General features: G+C 69.3%; 12 protein-coding genes. 6 read left to right on the forward strand and 6 right to left on the reverse strand.

Annotated elements, in window-relative coordinates; genetic code table 11:
* Nucleotides 1–59: 59 nt before the first annotated feature.
* From N5I32_RS01475 to N5I32_RS01500, 6 genes are all read left to right on the forward strand, one after another.
* Nucleotides 60–449 carry a glutaredoxin gene (locus N5I32_RS01475; protein ID WP_261495889.1) on the forward strand — a complete coding sequence of 130 codons (390 nt, stop codon included), beginning with the start codon at nucleotides 60–62 and terminating at the stop codon, nucleotides 447–449.
* Nucleotides 450–482: 33 nt separating this feature from the next.
* The gene (locus N5I32_RS01480; protein ID WP_261493622.1) at nucleotides 483–1,742 is read left to right on the forward strand and encodes an MFS transporter; all 1,260 of its coding nucleotides are present in this window, start codon (nucleotides 483–485) and stop codon (nucleotides 1,740–1,742) included.
* Nucleotides 1,743–1,835: 93 nt separating this feature from the next.
* A complete protein-coding gene (locus N5I32_RS01485) occupies nucleotides 1,836–4,265 on the forward strand; it encodes a GcvT family protein (protein WP_261495891.1) in 2,430 nt (809 codons plus the stop codon).
* Between the two features lie 390 nt (nucleotides 4,266–4,655).
* The gene (locus tag N5I32_RS01490; protein WP_261493623.1) at nucleotides 4,656–4,781 is read left to right on the forward strand and encodes a hypothetical protein; all 126 of its coding nucleotides are present in this window, start codon (nucleotides 4,656–4,658) and stop codon (nucleotides 4,779–4,781) included.
* 61 nt (nucleotides 4,782–4,842) lie between these two features.
* Nucleotides 4,843–5,526: a TVP38/TMEM64 family protein gene (locus N5I32_RS01495; RefSeq protein ID WP_261493624.1), complete on the forward strand. Its 684-nt coding sequence runs from the start codon at nucleotides 4,843–4,845 to the stop codon at nucleotides 5,524–5,526.
* Nucleotides 5,527–5,593: 67 nt separating this feature from the next.
* A complete protein-coding gene (locus N5I32_RS01500; RefSeq protein ID WP_261495892.1) occupies nucleotides 5,594–7,924 on the forward strand; it encodes a heavy metal translocating P-type ATPase in 2,331 nt (776 codons plus the stop codon).
* 190 nt (nucleotides 7,925–8,114) lie between these two features.
* On the opposite strand, the gene N5I32_RS01505 is transcribed toward N5I32_RS01500, so the two are convergent.
* Genes N5I32_RS01505 through N5I32_RS01530 form a run of 6 tightly spaced genes read right to left on the reverse strand, consistent with a single transcriptional unit; the run spans nucleotide 8,115 to nucleotide 14,925 of the window.
* Nucleotides 8,115–9,641, reverse strand: a complete 1,527-nt coding sequence (locus N5I32_RS01505; protein ID WP_261493625.1) for a M81 family metallopeptidase — start codon at nucleotides 9,639–9,641, stop codon at nucleotides 8,115–8,117.
* Nucleotides 9,642–9,654: 13 nt separating this feature from the next.
* Nucleotides 9,655–10,602: an ABC transporter ATP-binding protein gene (locus N5I32_RS01510; protein ID WP_261493626.1), complete on the reverse strand. Its 948-nt coding sequence runs from the start codon at nucleotides 10,600–10,602 to the stop codon at nucleotides 9,655–9,657.
* Complete coding sequence (locus N5I32_RS01515; RefSeq protein WP_261493627.1) at nucleotides 10,599–11,558, reverse strand: ABC transporter ATP-binding protein; 960 nt, start codon at nucleotides 11,556–11,558, stop codon at nucleotides 10,599–10,601. The genes N5I32_RS01510 and N5I32_RS01515 overlap by 4 nt, the downstream gene beginning before the upstream one ends.
* Nucleotides 11,555–12,394 (reverse strand): ABC transporter permease, encoded by an 840-nt coding sequence (locus tag N5I32_RS01520; protein ID WP_261493628.1) that lies wholly within the window; start codon nucleotides 12,392–12,394, stop codon nucleotides 11,555–11,557. Before N5I32_RS01520 ends, N5I32_RS01515 begins: the two co-directional genes overlap by 4 nt.
* Nucleotides 12,391–13,317, reverse strand: coding sequence for an ABC transporter permease (locus tag N5I32_RS01525; protein ID WP_261493629.1), 927 nt, complete (start codon nucleotides 13,315–13,317; stop codon nucleotides 12,391–12,393). The genes N5I32_RS01520 and N5I32_RS01525 overlap by 4 nt, the downstream gene beginning before the upstream one ends.
* Before the next feature lie 24 nt (nucleotides 13,318–13,341).
* A complete protein-coding gene (locus N5I32_RS01530; RefSeq protein ID WP_261493630.1) occupies nucleotides 13,342–14,925 on the reverse strand; it encodes an ABC transporter substrate-binding protein in 1,584 nt (527 codons plus the stop codon).
* Between the last annotated feature and the right edge of the window lie 13 nt (nucleotides 14,926–14,938).

Here is a 14,938-nt window from a genome sequence, read left to right on the forward strand (position 1 = left end):
CGCCGGCCCCGGCTGCAGCGGCGGCCCCCGAAGCGCCGGCCCCCGACGCAATCGCCCACATGGAGGCGCTGATCGCGGACCCGGATCATCCGGTCGTGCTGTTCGCGCTGGAATGGTGCGAATTCTGCTGGTCGGTGCGCAAGCTGCTGGCCGCCGCCGGCGTCCCGTTCCGATCTATCGATCTCGACGGCGCGGCCTACCGCGAGGGCGACCTCGGCGGGGCGGTCCGCAAGGCGCTTGCCGCCCGGACCGGTGCCGCGACGATCCCGCAGGTCTTTGTCGGCGGGCGCCACGTCGGCGGCGCGACCGAGACGTTCGAGGCCTTCAACGACGGCAGCCTGGGGCGGATGCTGGCCGCGCTCGGCCACGAGGTCCGCGGCGCGGAGGTGGGCAATGCCTACCGCTTCCTGCCGGCCTGGCTTCACCCGCGCACGCCGAAGGCGGCCTGAACGGCCGTGCCCGACGCCCCGAAAGGATATACGATGACACCGTCCCGCACCCCAGAACCCGCCTTCCGCTGGGTGATCGTCGCCGCCGCCGCGGCGATGCTCGCCATCGCGATGGGGCAGCTTGTCAACGGCCTGTCGGCCTTCCTCGCGCCGCTCGAGCGGGAATTCGGCGCGACACGGGGGCAGGTCGCGCTGGTCAACACGATGGGGCTTGTCGGTCTGGCGATCGGCGGGATCGTCATGGGCGCGCTCGCCGACCGCGTCAGCATCCGGGCCGTCGTCCTTGCCGGGGCGGTGATGACCGGCCTTTGCATCGCCACCGCATCGCAGGTGACGGCACTCTGGCAGCTTCACCTGCTGTTCCTCGTCGCCGGCGCGCTCGGGGGCGGCGCGCTCTTCGCCCCGCTCTTTGCGCTGGTCGGCACCTGGTTCCGCACCGGCGCCGGTCTGGCCATCGGCATCGTCTCGGCCGGGCAGGCGATCGGGCAGGGGGGCGTTCCGCTGGCCAACGCGCTCCTGATCGAGAGCCTGGGGTGGCGCGGGGCCTTCCTGGCGGTCGGGCTGGCATCGCTTGCGCTGCTCGTCCCGCTTGCCCTGCTAGCCCGGCGGCCCGGCGCACGGCCCGGTCCGGCCGCCGCCGCCCAGCCGGGACAGGCGGCCGGGGGCGCCGCTGCCATGCGCCCCGCGACCGTCATCGCGACGCTCAGCCTGGCGGTGCTCTGCTGCTGCAGCCTGATGTCGGTGCCGCTGATGCACCTGGCCCCGCTGGTCCAGCTTTGCGCCATCCCCGCACCGGAGGCCGCGGGCGTGGTGATGGTGATGATGCTGGCCGCGATCGCGGGCCGCGTGGCCTTCGGCCGGCTGGCCGACATGATCGGCGCGCTGCCGGCCTATTTCGCCGCCTCCGCCTGGCAGACCGCGCTGGTGGTCATGTTCACCTGGATCGACGATCTTGGCCTGTTCTACATCTTCTCGCCGATCTACGGCTTCGGCTATGCGGGCGTGATGACCGGCGTGCTGACCACGATCCGCGCCCTGACGCCCCTGAACCGGCGCGCCGGCGCCACGGGGATCATCCTGGCCTTCGCCTGGATCGGCCACGGGCTTGGCGGTTTTCTCGGCGGTGTCTTCTTCGACCTGACGGGAAGCTACGACCTCAGCTTTGCCGCCGCCATGGCCGCGGGGTTGGTGAACCTGATCACGATCGGCGCCCTTGCCTGGTGGGTGCTGCGCGGACCGGCCGGGCGGGCAACGGTCAACGGGTCTTTTGCCGCGGGCTCTGGCCGGATATGACTTGCGGGCAAGGGGCCCGGCCGCTTCGGATGACCGGAAGCCCCTGTCCGAAACGGCGGGAAGAGATCGGCGATGACGAACCCTGATGCGAAGCTGAAATCCCATGCGCAGGCGGTCGTCATCGGCGGCGGGCTGGTCGGCTGCTCAATCCTGTACCACCTGACCAAGCTTGGCTGGACCGACGTGGTGCTGCTGGAGCGGGCGGAGCTGACCTCCGGCTCCACCTGGCACGCGGCGGCGAACATCCACGGCCTGCACGACAGCACCAACATCAGCCGCCTGCAGCACTACACGATGGGCCTTTACAAGGATCTGGAGGCCGAGACGGGGCAGGGCTGCGGCATCTTCCAGCCGGGCAGCCTCTATCTGGCGCAGACCGAGGCGCGCGAACACCAGCTGCGGCTTCAGGCCGCCAAGGCGCGCTACTACGGGATGAACTTCCACGAGGTCAGCCGGGACGAGGCGGAGCGGCTGCACCCGCTGGTCAATTTCGACGGCATCCGCTGCATCATGTACGAACCCCAGGGCGGCAACGTCGACCCTTCGGGCGTGACCATGGCCTATGCGGCCGGCGCGCGGGCGCGGGGGGCGCAGATCCACCGCAACTGCCCGGTCACGGCGACGGTGCCGCAAGCGGACGGGACGTGGATTGTCGAAACCCCGCTCGGCAGCATCCGCGCGGGCTGGGTGGTGAACGCGGCCGGGCTCTGGGCGCGCGAGGTCGCCGCCCTGGCGGGGATCGCGCTCCCGCTGATCCCGACCGAGCATCAGTATTTCGTCACCGAGACCATCCCCGAGATCGCCGCGATGGACCGCCGCCTGCCTTCGGTTGCGGACCGGGACGGCGAGTATTACCTGCGGCAGGAGGGCAAGGGCCTTCTGGTCGGCGCCTATGAGCGCGACATGAGGTTCTGGGCCGAGGATGGCACGCCGCAGGGCTTCGGGCACGAGCTTTTCGCCGATGAACTGGAGCGGATCGAGCCCAACATGCTGCGCGCCATCGACCGGGTGCCGGTGGTGGGCAGCGCTGGGATCAAGCGGGTAATCAACGGGCCGATGATCTGGTCGCCCGATTCATCGGCACTGTTCGGGCCCGTGCCGGAGCTGCGCAACTATTTCTGCTGCAACGGGATCATCCCCGGCTTCTCGCAATCCGGCGGACTTGGCCTTCTGTCAGCGGAATGGATCGTGGAGGGCGAGCCGAAGCTCGATATGTTCGGCTGGGACCTCGCCAGGTTCGGGGCTTGGGCGGGCAAGGACTTCACCAAGGCCCGCGTCCGCGACCAGTACGCGAACCGCTTCAAAATCCACTTCCCGAATGAGGAACGCGCCGCCGGTCGCCCGGTGCGGGTGCGGCCGATCTACGAGACCCAGAAGGCCATGGGGGCGGTCTTCGGGCTGAACTACGGCTGGGAACATCCGCTGTGGTTCGCAGCCGAGGGCGAGCCCCGCGAGGAGACGATCGGCTTCGACCGCCAGAACTGGTGGGGTCCCGTGGGCCGCGAGGCACGGATGCTGCGGGACCGCGCCGGGATCATCGACATCTCAAACTTCGCCCGCTACCGGATCACCGGGCCGGGGGCCAAGGCGTGGCTGGACGCGCTGTTGGCCAACCGCATTCCCGGCCTGCCGGGCCGCTCCTGCCTTGCCCCGCTGATCGGCAAGCGCGGCGGGATCGCGGGCGATTTCACCGTCACCTGTCTGGGCGAGGGCGACTATTTCATGGTCGGCTCGGGCATGGCGGAACGCTATCACAAGCGGTTCTTCGATGCCGTTCCCTTGCCTGCTGGAACCCGTTGGGACAGCGTGACCGAGGCCATGGCCGGCTTCAACGTGGCAGGCCCCTTGGCGCGGGAGCTGCTGATGCGGCTGACGAATGCGGACCTGTCAAACGACGCCTTCCCCTTCCTGCGATCGGCACGGATCGAGGTGGCGGGGGTGCCCTGCATCGCGCTGCGGGTCAGTTTCACCGGCGACCTGGGGTGGGAGCTGCACTGCGCCGAGGCCGATCAGGCGCGGCTTTACGCGGCGCTCCTGAAGGCGGGCGAACCGCTTGGTGCCGGCCCCGTCGGCAGCCGGGCGCTGATGAGCCTGCGGGTGGAAAAGGGCTATGGGTCCTGGGGGCGCGACTATAGCCCGGAATACTGGCCGCAGGAGACGGGGCTTGCGGGGCTGATCAAGCTGGACAAGCCCTTCCTGAACCGGGATGCCTGCGCTGAAGTTATGGCGCGACCCCCGCGAGAGATGCTGCGCAGCCTGGTGATCGAGGCAACAGGGGCAGAGGCGACGGGGGCAGACGCGACGGGGAACGAGCCGATCTTCGATCTGGACGGCAGGCCGGCAGGGAAGGTGTCGTCCGGCGCCTACGGCTATCACGTCGAACAGTCGCTGGCGCTGGCCTACCTGCGCCCCGACATCGCGGCGGGAACCGCGCTGGACGTCATGGTGCTGGGAAAGCCGCATCGCGCCAGGGTGTTGCCCGGCCCCGCGTTCGACCCGGAAGGAAGGCGGCTCAGGGCCTAGCGGGACGGACGGGGCAACCGGAAAACCACCACCGTCGCCGTTCCCGGCATCGGCTCCGGCGCCTGCGCGATGGCGGCCCTGCGGCCGCCTTGTGCGCAGGCGGCCCTTCAGCCGGGTCAGGGTCGCGAAGGCAGCCGTCCACGGGCGGCAGCGTAGCGCGCCCGATGGCTCCCGCATCAATTCCTCACCCTCGGTCGGAACCTGTCGGCATGCATCCGCCGGATCGGTCCCCGCATCCCCGGCGGTCGCACGCCTGCATCCCCTGGCCACGGCCCCCCGGATCGACGGCCAGATCCCGTCCCGGCGGCACGAGCGAAACTTGCGGTCGCTGTCTGTCGTCAAAGCCCCGCAAAGGGCGCATAATCCCGATGAAGGCGAGGAGGTGCGACGATGAACTGGAGTGACATGGGAAACGGAATGGGTTTCGGGATGGGGTTTGGCTGGCTGTTCGGCCTGCTGATCCTCGTGCTCGTGGTCTTGGCGATTGCGGCGCTGATCAAGTATCTTCGGAAATAGGGGAAGGAGGGCGCGTTGACCTGCACGATGATCCGGATGATCGCTTGCGCCGCGGTCTGAGATGAGCCTGCGCGCCGCCATACTCGCAGCCCTGGCGATCCTCGCGATCGTCCTCATCGGCGTCTGGCAGTTTGCGCCCTCGGCCTTCGCCGAGGCCTGCGCACTTGTGGACCGCGAGCGTCTGGAGGCAATCGTTGCGCGTGCGGGTCTCTGGGGGCCGGTCCTGATCGTCACGCTCATGACAATCGCGGTCGTGGCCAGCCCGATCCCGAGCGCGCCGATCGCGCTGGCGGCCGGGGCGGCCTACGGGCACGTCTGGGGCACGGTTCAGGTCGTCATCGGCGCCGAGCTTGGCGCGCTGATCGCCTTCGGCCTCGCACGGGTCCTGGGGCACGATATCCTGCGGCGCGTGTTCGGCGCCTCGGTCGATGCCGGGCTCCTCGGTTCGCAGGCCGCGTTGACGGCGACGGTCTTTGCCAGCCGCCTCATGCCGTTCGTGTCCTTCGACATGATCAGCTACGCGGCCGGGCTCAGCCGCCTTCAGGCCTGGCGGTTCGCCCTCGCGACGCTTGCCGGCATCATCCCGGCAAGCTTCCTGCTGGCGCATGTCGGGGGCGAGGCGGCCAGCGGAGACCTTGGCCGGGCCGGCTGGGCGGTGCTCGGCCTCGGGTTCGTGACGGGGCTGCCGCTGATCTGGGCGGCGATGCGGGGAAAGGGACGCCCCTCGGCTGACGATCGCCGGTGATTCCTCTTGAGCCTCCCAGCGTTGGAGGCTTCAGGCATGAGTCGACAGGATGAAAGGTTGGCATGTCATGGACCACGATCACCACCACGAGAAGGCCGACCTTCCGGCCGGAACGAAGACGGCAACGGACCCGGTCTGCGGCATGACGGTGGCCGTCAGGCCGGACGGGCGCCAGGCCGAGTTCGCTGGCGGGACCTTTCACTTCTGCTCGGAGTCGTGCCGGACGAAGTTCAGGGCCGACCCGTATTTCTACGCCTCCGGCAACGCGGGGAAGGCAGGGCAGCGCGCGCGGCCCGGAACGCAGTACACCTGTCCGATGCACCCCCAGATCGTTCGCGACGAACCGGGAAGCTGCCCGATCTGCGGCATGGCGCTGGAACCCATGGTCCCATCGGACGAACCCAGCCCTGAGCTTGTGGACTTCACGCGGCGGATGTGGATATCGGCGGCGGCGGCGGTGCCGCTTGTCATCATCACCATGGGCGAGCTTGTCGGGCTCGACGTGCGCGGATGGATGGGGCATCGCCTGTCCGTCCATGCCGAGTTCATTCTGGCGACCCCGGTGATCCTCTGGGCGGCGCTGCCGTTCTTCCGGCGCGGGATCGACTCGATCCGCAACGCTTCGCCCAACATGTGGACGCTGATTTCTCTCGGCGTCGGCGCGGCCTACCTCTATTCACTGGTCGCGACCTTCGCGCCAGGTCTGTTTCCTGCCGAGTACCGGATGGGCCACGGTGTCGGCACCTATTACGAGGCCGCCGTGGTGATCGTGGCGCTTGTATTCCTGGGCCAGGTGCTGGAGTTGCGCGCGCGGGAACGGACGGGCGATGCGATCCGCGCGCTCCTGGACCTCGCGCCCAAGACCGCGCGGCGGATCCTGGCGGACGGCTCGGAATACGACGCGCCGCTCGAGAACATCGTGGAGGGCGACCTTCTCCGGGTCCGGCCCGGCGACAGCGTGCCGGTTGACGGCGAGGTGGTCGAGGGTCGGTCCTCGGTCGACGAGAGCATGATCACGGGCGAACCGGTGCCGGTCGAGAAGGTCGAAGGCGACCGCGTCACCGGCGGCACGATCAACAGGAACGGCACGCTGGCGGTGCGCGCGACACAGGTCGGCGCCGACACCGTGCTGGCGCAGATCGTCGAGATGGTCGCGGGCGCGCGGCGGTCGCGGGCGCCGATCCAGGGGCTGGCGGACCGGGTGTCGTCGATCTTCGTGCCGACGGTGGTGCTGGTGGCGCTTGCCGCCTTCGGCGTCTGGCTCTGGGCCGGCCCCGAACCGGCGCTGGCCTTCGCCATCGCCGCGGCCGTGTCGGTGCTGATCATCGCCTGCCCCTGCGCGCTGGGGCTTGCCACGCCGATCTCGATCACCACGGCGGCCGGCCGGGGTGCACAGGCGGGCGTCCTGATCAAGGATGCCGAGGCGCTGGAACGCATGGCGCGGGTCGATACAGTGATCGTCGACAAGACCGGGACGCTGACCGAGGGAAAGCCGCGTCTGACCGACGTGCTGGCGCTCGCCCGCGACGAGTCGGAGGTGCTGGCCCTCGCCGCCGCGCTGGAGCGCGGGTCGGAGCATCCCCTGGCCGAGGCGATCGTGGCCGGCGCGAAGGACCGCGGGCTGACGCTTGATGCCACGCAGGAATTCGAGGCGGTCACCGGCAAGGGCGTGCACGGCACCGTCGCGGGCCGCAGGGTGGCACTCGGCAACGCGGCGATGATGACCGATCTCGGGCTTTCGACGGACGCGGCCGAGGCGCGGGCCGACGCGCTGCGCTCGGAGGGCAAGACGGCGATGTTCGTGGCCGTGGACGGCGTGCTTGCCGGAATCGTCGCCGTGGCCGATCCGATCAAGGAAACGACCGCCGCGGCGATCCGCGACCTTCATGCGCTGGGGCTGACCATCATCATGGCCACCGGCGACAACCGGCGCACCGCCGAGGCGGTGGCCTCAAGGCTCGGCATCGACGAGGTGCGCGCGGGCGTCCTGCCGGAGGACAAGCAGAAGCTGGTCGAGGAGTTGCGGGCGAAGGGCGCCTCGGTGGCGATGGCCGGCGACGGCGTGAACGACGCCCCGGCGCTTGCGGCGGCGGATGTCGGCATCGCGATGAGCACCGGGGCCGACGTGGCGGTGGAAAGCGCGGGGATCACGCTCATGCGCGGGGACCTCGCCGGCCTCGTGCGGGCGCGGAAACTGGCCGTGGCCACGCTCGGCAACATCCGGCAGAACCTGTTCTTCGCCTTCGTCTACAACGCCGCGGGCGTGCCCATTGCCGCCGGCGTCCTCTATCCCCTGACCGGCCTCCTGCTCTCGCCGATGATCGCGGCTGCGGCGATGAGCCTTTCGTCGGTCTCGGTCATCACCAACGCGCTGCGCCTCAGGCGGATCGACCTCTGAGCCTGGTCCCGCGGCGAAGGTTCGCGCCGAACCGTCGGGTCGGACCTGGGCGCCCGGGGGCCGGGAAAGGGCGATCGCGGGCAGCGCGGCACGAACGGCAGGAAACCCGCGACCGATCGGTGTGCGCGACCTCGCTGACTGCCGGCGGAGACCGATCCGGACACCTGAACGCCGGCGCGCCGGCAATGCGTCACGCGTTTTCAGGCGCGTGTCCGGGAACCGGAAAGGCAGCATCGCGATCAAGGGGCCAGACCGGGCGACGCACGCGCGCATAGGGCCGCAGATGCGCCTGCGGGGTGGCAAGCGCGCCGGTGTCGCAGACGATGACGCGGCCGGCGACCGGTTCGAAGGCGGCGCGGAAATGCTGCATCGACTTGACCACCAGAAAGCGCTGGCTTGCGGGTTCGATGCCGAAGGCGCGCACCTGCTGAAGGTCCAGCATCTGGCCGGGAAGCGTCACCACCAGAATGTCGATCCCCTGGACACGGAAGACCGCCGTCGGGCCGAAGCTGTGGGTGATGCCGCCCAGAATGGGACCGTCGCCGGTAAAGACGCCGTCCGAAAGATGCCTCACCTCGCCTGTCAGGCGCAGCGGGCCGCCGCCGAAGGACGGATCGCACTTGCCGCCAAGAACCAGGGTCACGCTGTCGCCGACCTTGTGGCGGTGCAGAAGCGCCGCCGCCTCTGCGTCGATCATCGGGGCAAAGGCGCCCGGCGCGGCGCCAGCCTCGAGCAGGGCCTTGAGCAGGGCGGTCGCATCGCCATAGGCACCTGCGCCGGGGTTGTCGGCGTAATCGGCGATCACCAGGGGCCCCCCGGCCGGGTCGAAGTCGCGGGCCTGCGCCGCGGCCTCCGCCGGGGTCAGGAAGGTGTTCGCGACCTTGCCGCGCCCGTCCCAGATGCTGTGCGCCAGGCCTGCGGCGATGTCGCGGGCCTGCGTCTCGCGACCTGCGTCATAAGTGACCAGCACGGTTGGCCCCATCTCGGTGATGTCGGCCTCGGAAAACCCGGCGTTGATCGACACGGCCAGAATCCCCGGCTCCGCCTCGTGCGCGCGGGCGCGGGCGTAGAGCGCCGCGGTTTCGGGCACGTCGGTGCGGCCGGCGTTGGCCTCGTCCAGCATCGGCACATGGACGCGCAACGTGCGCGGCTGGACCTCGCGGCGCATGGCCCGGTCCAGGATGCGGCCCGCCTGCAGGCCGATCTCGCGCATGTCGATGTGGGGATAGGTCTTGTAGCTGACGAGGATCTGCGCCAGGTCGACCATCGCGGGCGTCACCATCGCATGCAGGTCCAGCGTGACGGCAATCGGCAGGTCCGGCCCCACGACCTCCCGCAACCGGCGCAGAAGCTCCCCTTCTCCGTCCTCGCAGAAGCTTGGCACCATCGAGCCGTGCAGCGACAGAAGGATGCCGTCCAGCGTGGCCCGATGTTCCCGCGCCGCCTCGCAGATGAGGCCGGCGATGTGGTCGAAGGCCGCGCGCGAGACGGTGGCGCCGGGCGTGGCGTGGGCCGAGACGGTGTGCGTGACCTGCCAGCCCGCCTCGCGGCCCGCATCGAGAAAGCCCGCCAGTTCGTCGTTCACGTCGCCGAAGCGGTCGATGGCGGCCTGCCCGAGGTCGAACACCTCGTCGTGGAAATCCTGAAGCGTCGTCTCCCCCTTCTTGAAGGTGTTGCTTTCATGGACAAAAGCGCCGGTCAGAACGTGGAAGGGCATGAGCGTGAGCCTTTCAAAGCGGGTGGAAACAGGCCACCGGGTGGGTCGCGTCCCCATCCAGCGCGGGGGGCTGGCGGCGGCAGAGGTCCGAGGCGCGCGGGCAGCGTGCGGCAAAGGCGCAGCCCGGCGGCAGGGCGAAGGGGCTGGGGATCTCGCCGCTCAGCGGTTCGATGGCCCTGCGGCGGGCCGGATCGGGGGCGAAGTTCGACTCCATCAGCGCCTGCGTATAGGGGTGGCGCGGCGCTGTGGCCGTGTCGGGCAGCACCTCGACCACCGCGCCCAGATACATCACCACGATCCGGTCGCAGAAATAGCGCACCAGCCCGAGGTCGTGGCTGATGAACAGATAGCTCAGCCCCAGCCGGTCGCGCAGATCGGCCAGAAGCGCGATGATCTGCGCCTGGATGGACACGTCAAGGCTGGCGGTGGGTTCGTCCAGCACCACGAAATCGGGCCGCAGCGCCAGGGCGCGGGCAATGCCGACGCGCTGGCGCTGGCCGCCCGACAACTGATGCGGATGGTTGCCCGCCAGTGCCGCCGGCAGGCCGACCGCCGCCAGCATCGCCTCGACCCGGTTCGCGGGCAGCGGTTCGTTCTGCACGCGGAACGGCTCTGCCAGCACATCGGCCAGCGTGTAGCGCGGATCAAGGCTGGAATAGGGGTCCTGAAACACCATCGCCATGCGCCGGCGCATCCGGCGCAGCGCCGGGGGGGAAAGCGCGGTGATCTCGGTGCCGTCGAAGGTGACGCGGCCCGAGGTCGGCTCGATCAGCCGCAGCACCAGCCGGGCGAGCGTCGACTTGCCGCAGCCGCTTTCGCCGACCACGCCCAGAACCTCGCCCTTGCCGACGCTCAGCGTCACGTCGCGCACGGCCATCATCGCGCGCGGACGGGCGAACAGCCCGCCCCCGGACTGGAAGCGCTTGCCAAGCGCCTCGATCCGGATCAGGGGCGCAGTCATGCCGACACCTCGGGGTGGTGGCAGGCGACCCGGCCTTCGCCGCGCGAAAGGATCGGCGGCGGACTGGCGCGGCAGGCTTGGCTTGCGCGGGGGCAGCGCGGATGGAACCGGCAGCCTTCGGGGAAGGTCATGGCCGAGGGGACCGCGCCGGGAATGCCGGTCAGGCTACCCTTCGCCATGCCCGCTTGCGGGATGCAGCCGATCAGCGCGGCGGTATAGGGATGGGCGGGCGCGGCAAAGATCGGACCGACCGGGCCTTCCTCCGCGACACGGCCCGCGTAAAGCACCGCCACCCGGTCGCAGACCTGCGCCACAACGCTCATGTCATGGGTGATGAGCAGGAGCGAAACGCCGCGGTCGCGCACCAGATGGCCGAGGATATGGATGATCTGCGCCTGCACCGTCACGTCCAGCGCGGTCGTGGGTTCGTCGGCGATGATGAGGTCGGGATCACCCGCGAGCGCCATGGCGATGACGATCCGCTGCTTCATGCCGCCCGAGAGCTGATGTGGCCAGGCCTCGGCGACGGTCTCCGCCTCGGGGATGCGAAGCTGGGTCAGAAGGTCCAGCGTGCGGGCGCGGGCCTCGTCCCTGGACAGCCCCAGATGCAGGCGCGACACCACGTCCACCTGCGCGCCGATGCGCTGCACCGGGTCGAGCGCCGTCATCGGGTTCTGGGTGACAAAGCCGATGCGCCCGCCGCGCAGCCTGCGCCGCTGCACCTCGGTCATCGCGGCCATGTCCTGCCCGTCGAAGCGCACCGCGCCCGCCGTGACGCGCCCGCCGATCAGCGGCAGAAGGCCCATCGCGGCCATCGCGGTCAGCGACTTGCCCGAACCGCTTTCGCCGACAAGGCCCAGGATCTGCCCGCGTTCGACGGTCAGCGCGATGCCGTCAAGCAGCGCCACCTTGCCGATCGCGACGCTGAGGGACTGAAGCTCAAGCAGCGCGCTCATGCCTCCCTCCGCAACCTTGACCGGATGTCGAGTTCGGCAATCAGCGCATCGCCGTAAAGGTTGATGGCGACGACGGTGACCGCCACCGCCAGGCCGGGAAAGATGATGACCCAGGGCGCCTTGAAGACGAGGGCGGAGCCTGCCGACATCATGCCGCCCCAACTGGGCACCGGGGGCTGGGCGCCAAGGCCGAAAAAGCCCAGCGTCGCCTCGAGGATGATGGCGTCGCCGGTCGCCAGCATGGCGGAAACCAGGACCGGGGCCAGCGCGTTGGGCAAGAGGTGGCGGAAGAGGATATGGGCATGGCCCGCCCCGAGCGAACGCGCGGCCTCGATGAAGGTCTCCCCCTTCAGCGTCAGGATCTGGGCGCGGGTCAGGCGGGTGAACTGCGCGATGTAGGCGACCGCGATGGCGATCATCACTCCGATGGTCCCCGGTCCGATGATCGCCACGAGGATCAGCGCGATGAGGATTTCCGGGAACGACCAGCTGAGGTCGACGACCATGGTCACGGCACGGTCGAGCCAGCCGCCGAACCACGCCGCCGCCGCCCCCAGCACCATGCCGCACAGGACCGAGATCGAGATCGCCGTGGCGCTGACCGAAAGCGAGGTGCGGGCGCCGTAGATCAGCCGGGTCAGCAGGTCGCGCCCGAATTCGTCGGTGCCCAGCCAGTGCCGCGCCGAGGCCGGTTGATAGGCCTGCGGCAGGTTCTGTACGTCATAGGCATAGGGCGTCAGCAGGGGTGCTGCCAGGGCGGCCGCGATCACGAGGATCAGCCAGCCCCCGGCCAGTCCGCCCTGCGGGCGACGGAAGGCGCGCAGCGGCGCCGTCATGTCATGGCCGCCCGCACGCGCGGGTCCATCAACGCCTGCAGGATGTCGCCCATGAGGGTGCCGAGCATCACCGCCATCGCCAGCATCAGAAGGCAGGCCTGCACCACCGGATAGTCGTGCTGGGAAAGCGACTTTATCAGCAGCGTGCCGAGGCCGGGGCGGGCGAACACCACCTCGACGGTGACGGCCCCGCCGAGGATCCAGCCGATGCGCAGGGCAAGGATGGTCACCACCGGGATCAGCGCGTGGCGCAGCACATGGCGCAACTGGATGCGCAGGGGCGACAGGCCCTTGGCATGCAGAAGGGTGACGAAGTCGCGCCCCGCCGCCTCGATCATCGACACCCGTGTGATGCGGGCCACCAGCGCGGTGCCGCCAAGCCCGATGGTCAGCACCGGCAGCACCAGAGACTGCCAGCCGCGCGCGCCCGAGACCGGGAACCATCCGAGGCCGACCGAGAAGATCAGGATCAGGATCAGCCCCAGCCAGAAGCTGGGCATGGTCGACCCCACAAGGACGCCGCCCATGATCGCCCGGTCGGGCCAGCGGTCGCGGCTCAGCGCCGCCACCACGCCCAGCGTCACGCCGACGACGGTGGAAAACAGGAGCGCCAGCCCCCCGAGCCGGAGCGAATGCGGCAGCGCCTGCGCGATCAGGTCCGCGACCGGACGGCGCGCCACGATGGCGGTGCCCAGATCCCCTTGCAGGACGTTCGAAAGCCAGATGAGGTATTGCACCGGCAACGGCCGGTCCAGACCGTAGCGCGCCTCCATCTCGGCGCGCGCCTCGGGGGACGACCCGATCTTGAGAAGATTGTCGATCGGATCGCCCGGAATGAAGTGGAGGATCGAGAAGATCACCACCGAGACGGCCAGGAAGACCGGCACCAGCATCAAGAGCCGTTTGATGAGCCAGGACAGCATGCCGGTCTTCCCGTGGTCTGCCGGTTACTCCTTGACTTCCAGGTCGAGGAAGGCCGCCGCGCCAAAGGCCGGCGCGTCGATCGTTTCGGGAAGCGCGATGCGGTCGGTGCTGTAGGCCATGGCCTGCACCGGCTGGTAGATCGGCGCCATCGGGAACTGGGTCAGGACGTATTCATGATAGGCGGTGAAGTTGGCGATCCGCTCGTCCATGTTCTTCGCCCCGGTCATCGCCGCCGCGCGCAGTTCCTCGGCCTTGGGATCGTTGAACATCGACACGTTGGGATAGCCCAGCCGGTCGCCGCCGAAGAACCAGTCGACGATGTCGGCGTTGTCCCAGTTGTAGGACCGCACGGCCAGTTGCTGTTCGCCGGTCCGGTACTGGTCGCGGATCATCGAACTGTCGAAGGTGGTAATCTCCGCCTCGATCCCCACGGCCTTCAGCTGCGCCTGCACGACCTCGGTCAGGCGGCGGAAGATGCTGTCGCTTTGCGTCCAGAGCGCGACCTTCAGCGGCTGGCCATCCTTCATCCGCACGCCGCCCTCGCCCATGGCCCAGCCGGCCTCGTCCAGCAGGGCATTGGAACGGGCGGGGTCGAACCTGATCTTCGCGCCGTCCGGGACCTGGCTCTCCGGCAGGGCCGAGATCAGGAAGGTATCGGCCACCGCGCCGACCCCGCCGAAGACCGAGGCCAGGATTTCCTCCTGGTTGATCGCCTTGGCGGCGGCCTCGCGCACGCGGATGTCGTCGAAGGGCGCGCTGGTGACGTTGATCGGCATGTACCAGACGTCCTGCCCCGGCAGGGTCAGCACGGCCAGGTTGGCCTCTTTCTGCACCTCGCCCATCAGGTCGGCCGGGACCGACAACAGGAAATCCACCCCGCCGGTCTTCAGTTCCAGAAACGCGGTCGAATCCTCTGGGATTTCGCGGAAGGTGAGGCGTTCCACCTTGGCCGGACCCTGGTTCGCGGCCACGGCGGGGCCCCAGGTGTAGCCCTCGTTGCGCACCAGCACGGTTTCCTGCCCGATGGCAAAGCTTTCCAGCCTGAAGGGGCCGGTGCCGTAGACCTCGGTCACGCCGTAGTCGTCGCCAAGGGCCGCGAAGGACTTCGGTTCGACCACGCCCATGAAGGTCGACGACAGGTTGTAAAGCAGGTTCGGCTCGGGCCGCGACATCACGAACCTGACGGTGTGCTCGTCCACCACCTCGACCGAGGCGATGGCCTCGGCCATGTAGCCGTTCTCGCCCTCGGTGGTTTTGAACAGATCAAGCCAGCCCTTCACGGCTTCGGCGTTGAACGGCTCGCCGTTGTGGTAGGTCACGCCCTGCTTCAGGTGGAAGGTCCAGGCCATGCCGTCGGGCGCCTCTTCCCAGCTTTCGGCCAGCCAGGGGTGGTAGGACAGGTCCGCGGCCTGGGAGACCAGCCGGTCGAAGATCAGGCCCGTGGCCGTGTTCAGCATGGTGGCCTTGATCGGGTTGTAGGTGGGGGCGCCCACCTCGTTCGTGGCCATCACGAAGACGGCCTCCTGCGCCATCGCGCCTTGCGCGGCGATCAGGGCGGCCAGGCTGACGCTGGCCGACAGCAGGGTCTTGCGGAAAAGAAGGGTCATGGCGGGTCCTCTC

The sequence above is a fragment of the Albidovulum sediminis genome (assembly GCF_025380365.1).
In the GTDB taxonomy this organism is placed as follows: Bacteria; Pseudomonadota; Alphaproteobacteria; order Rhodobacterales; family Rhodobacteraceae; genus Albidovulum; species Albidovulum sediminis.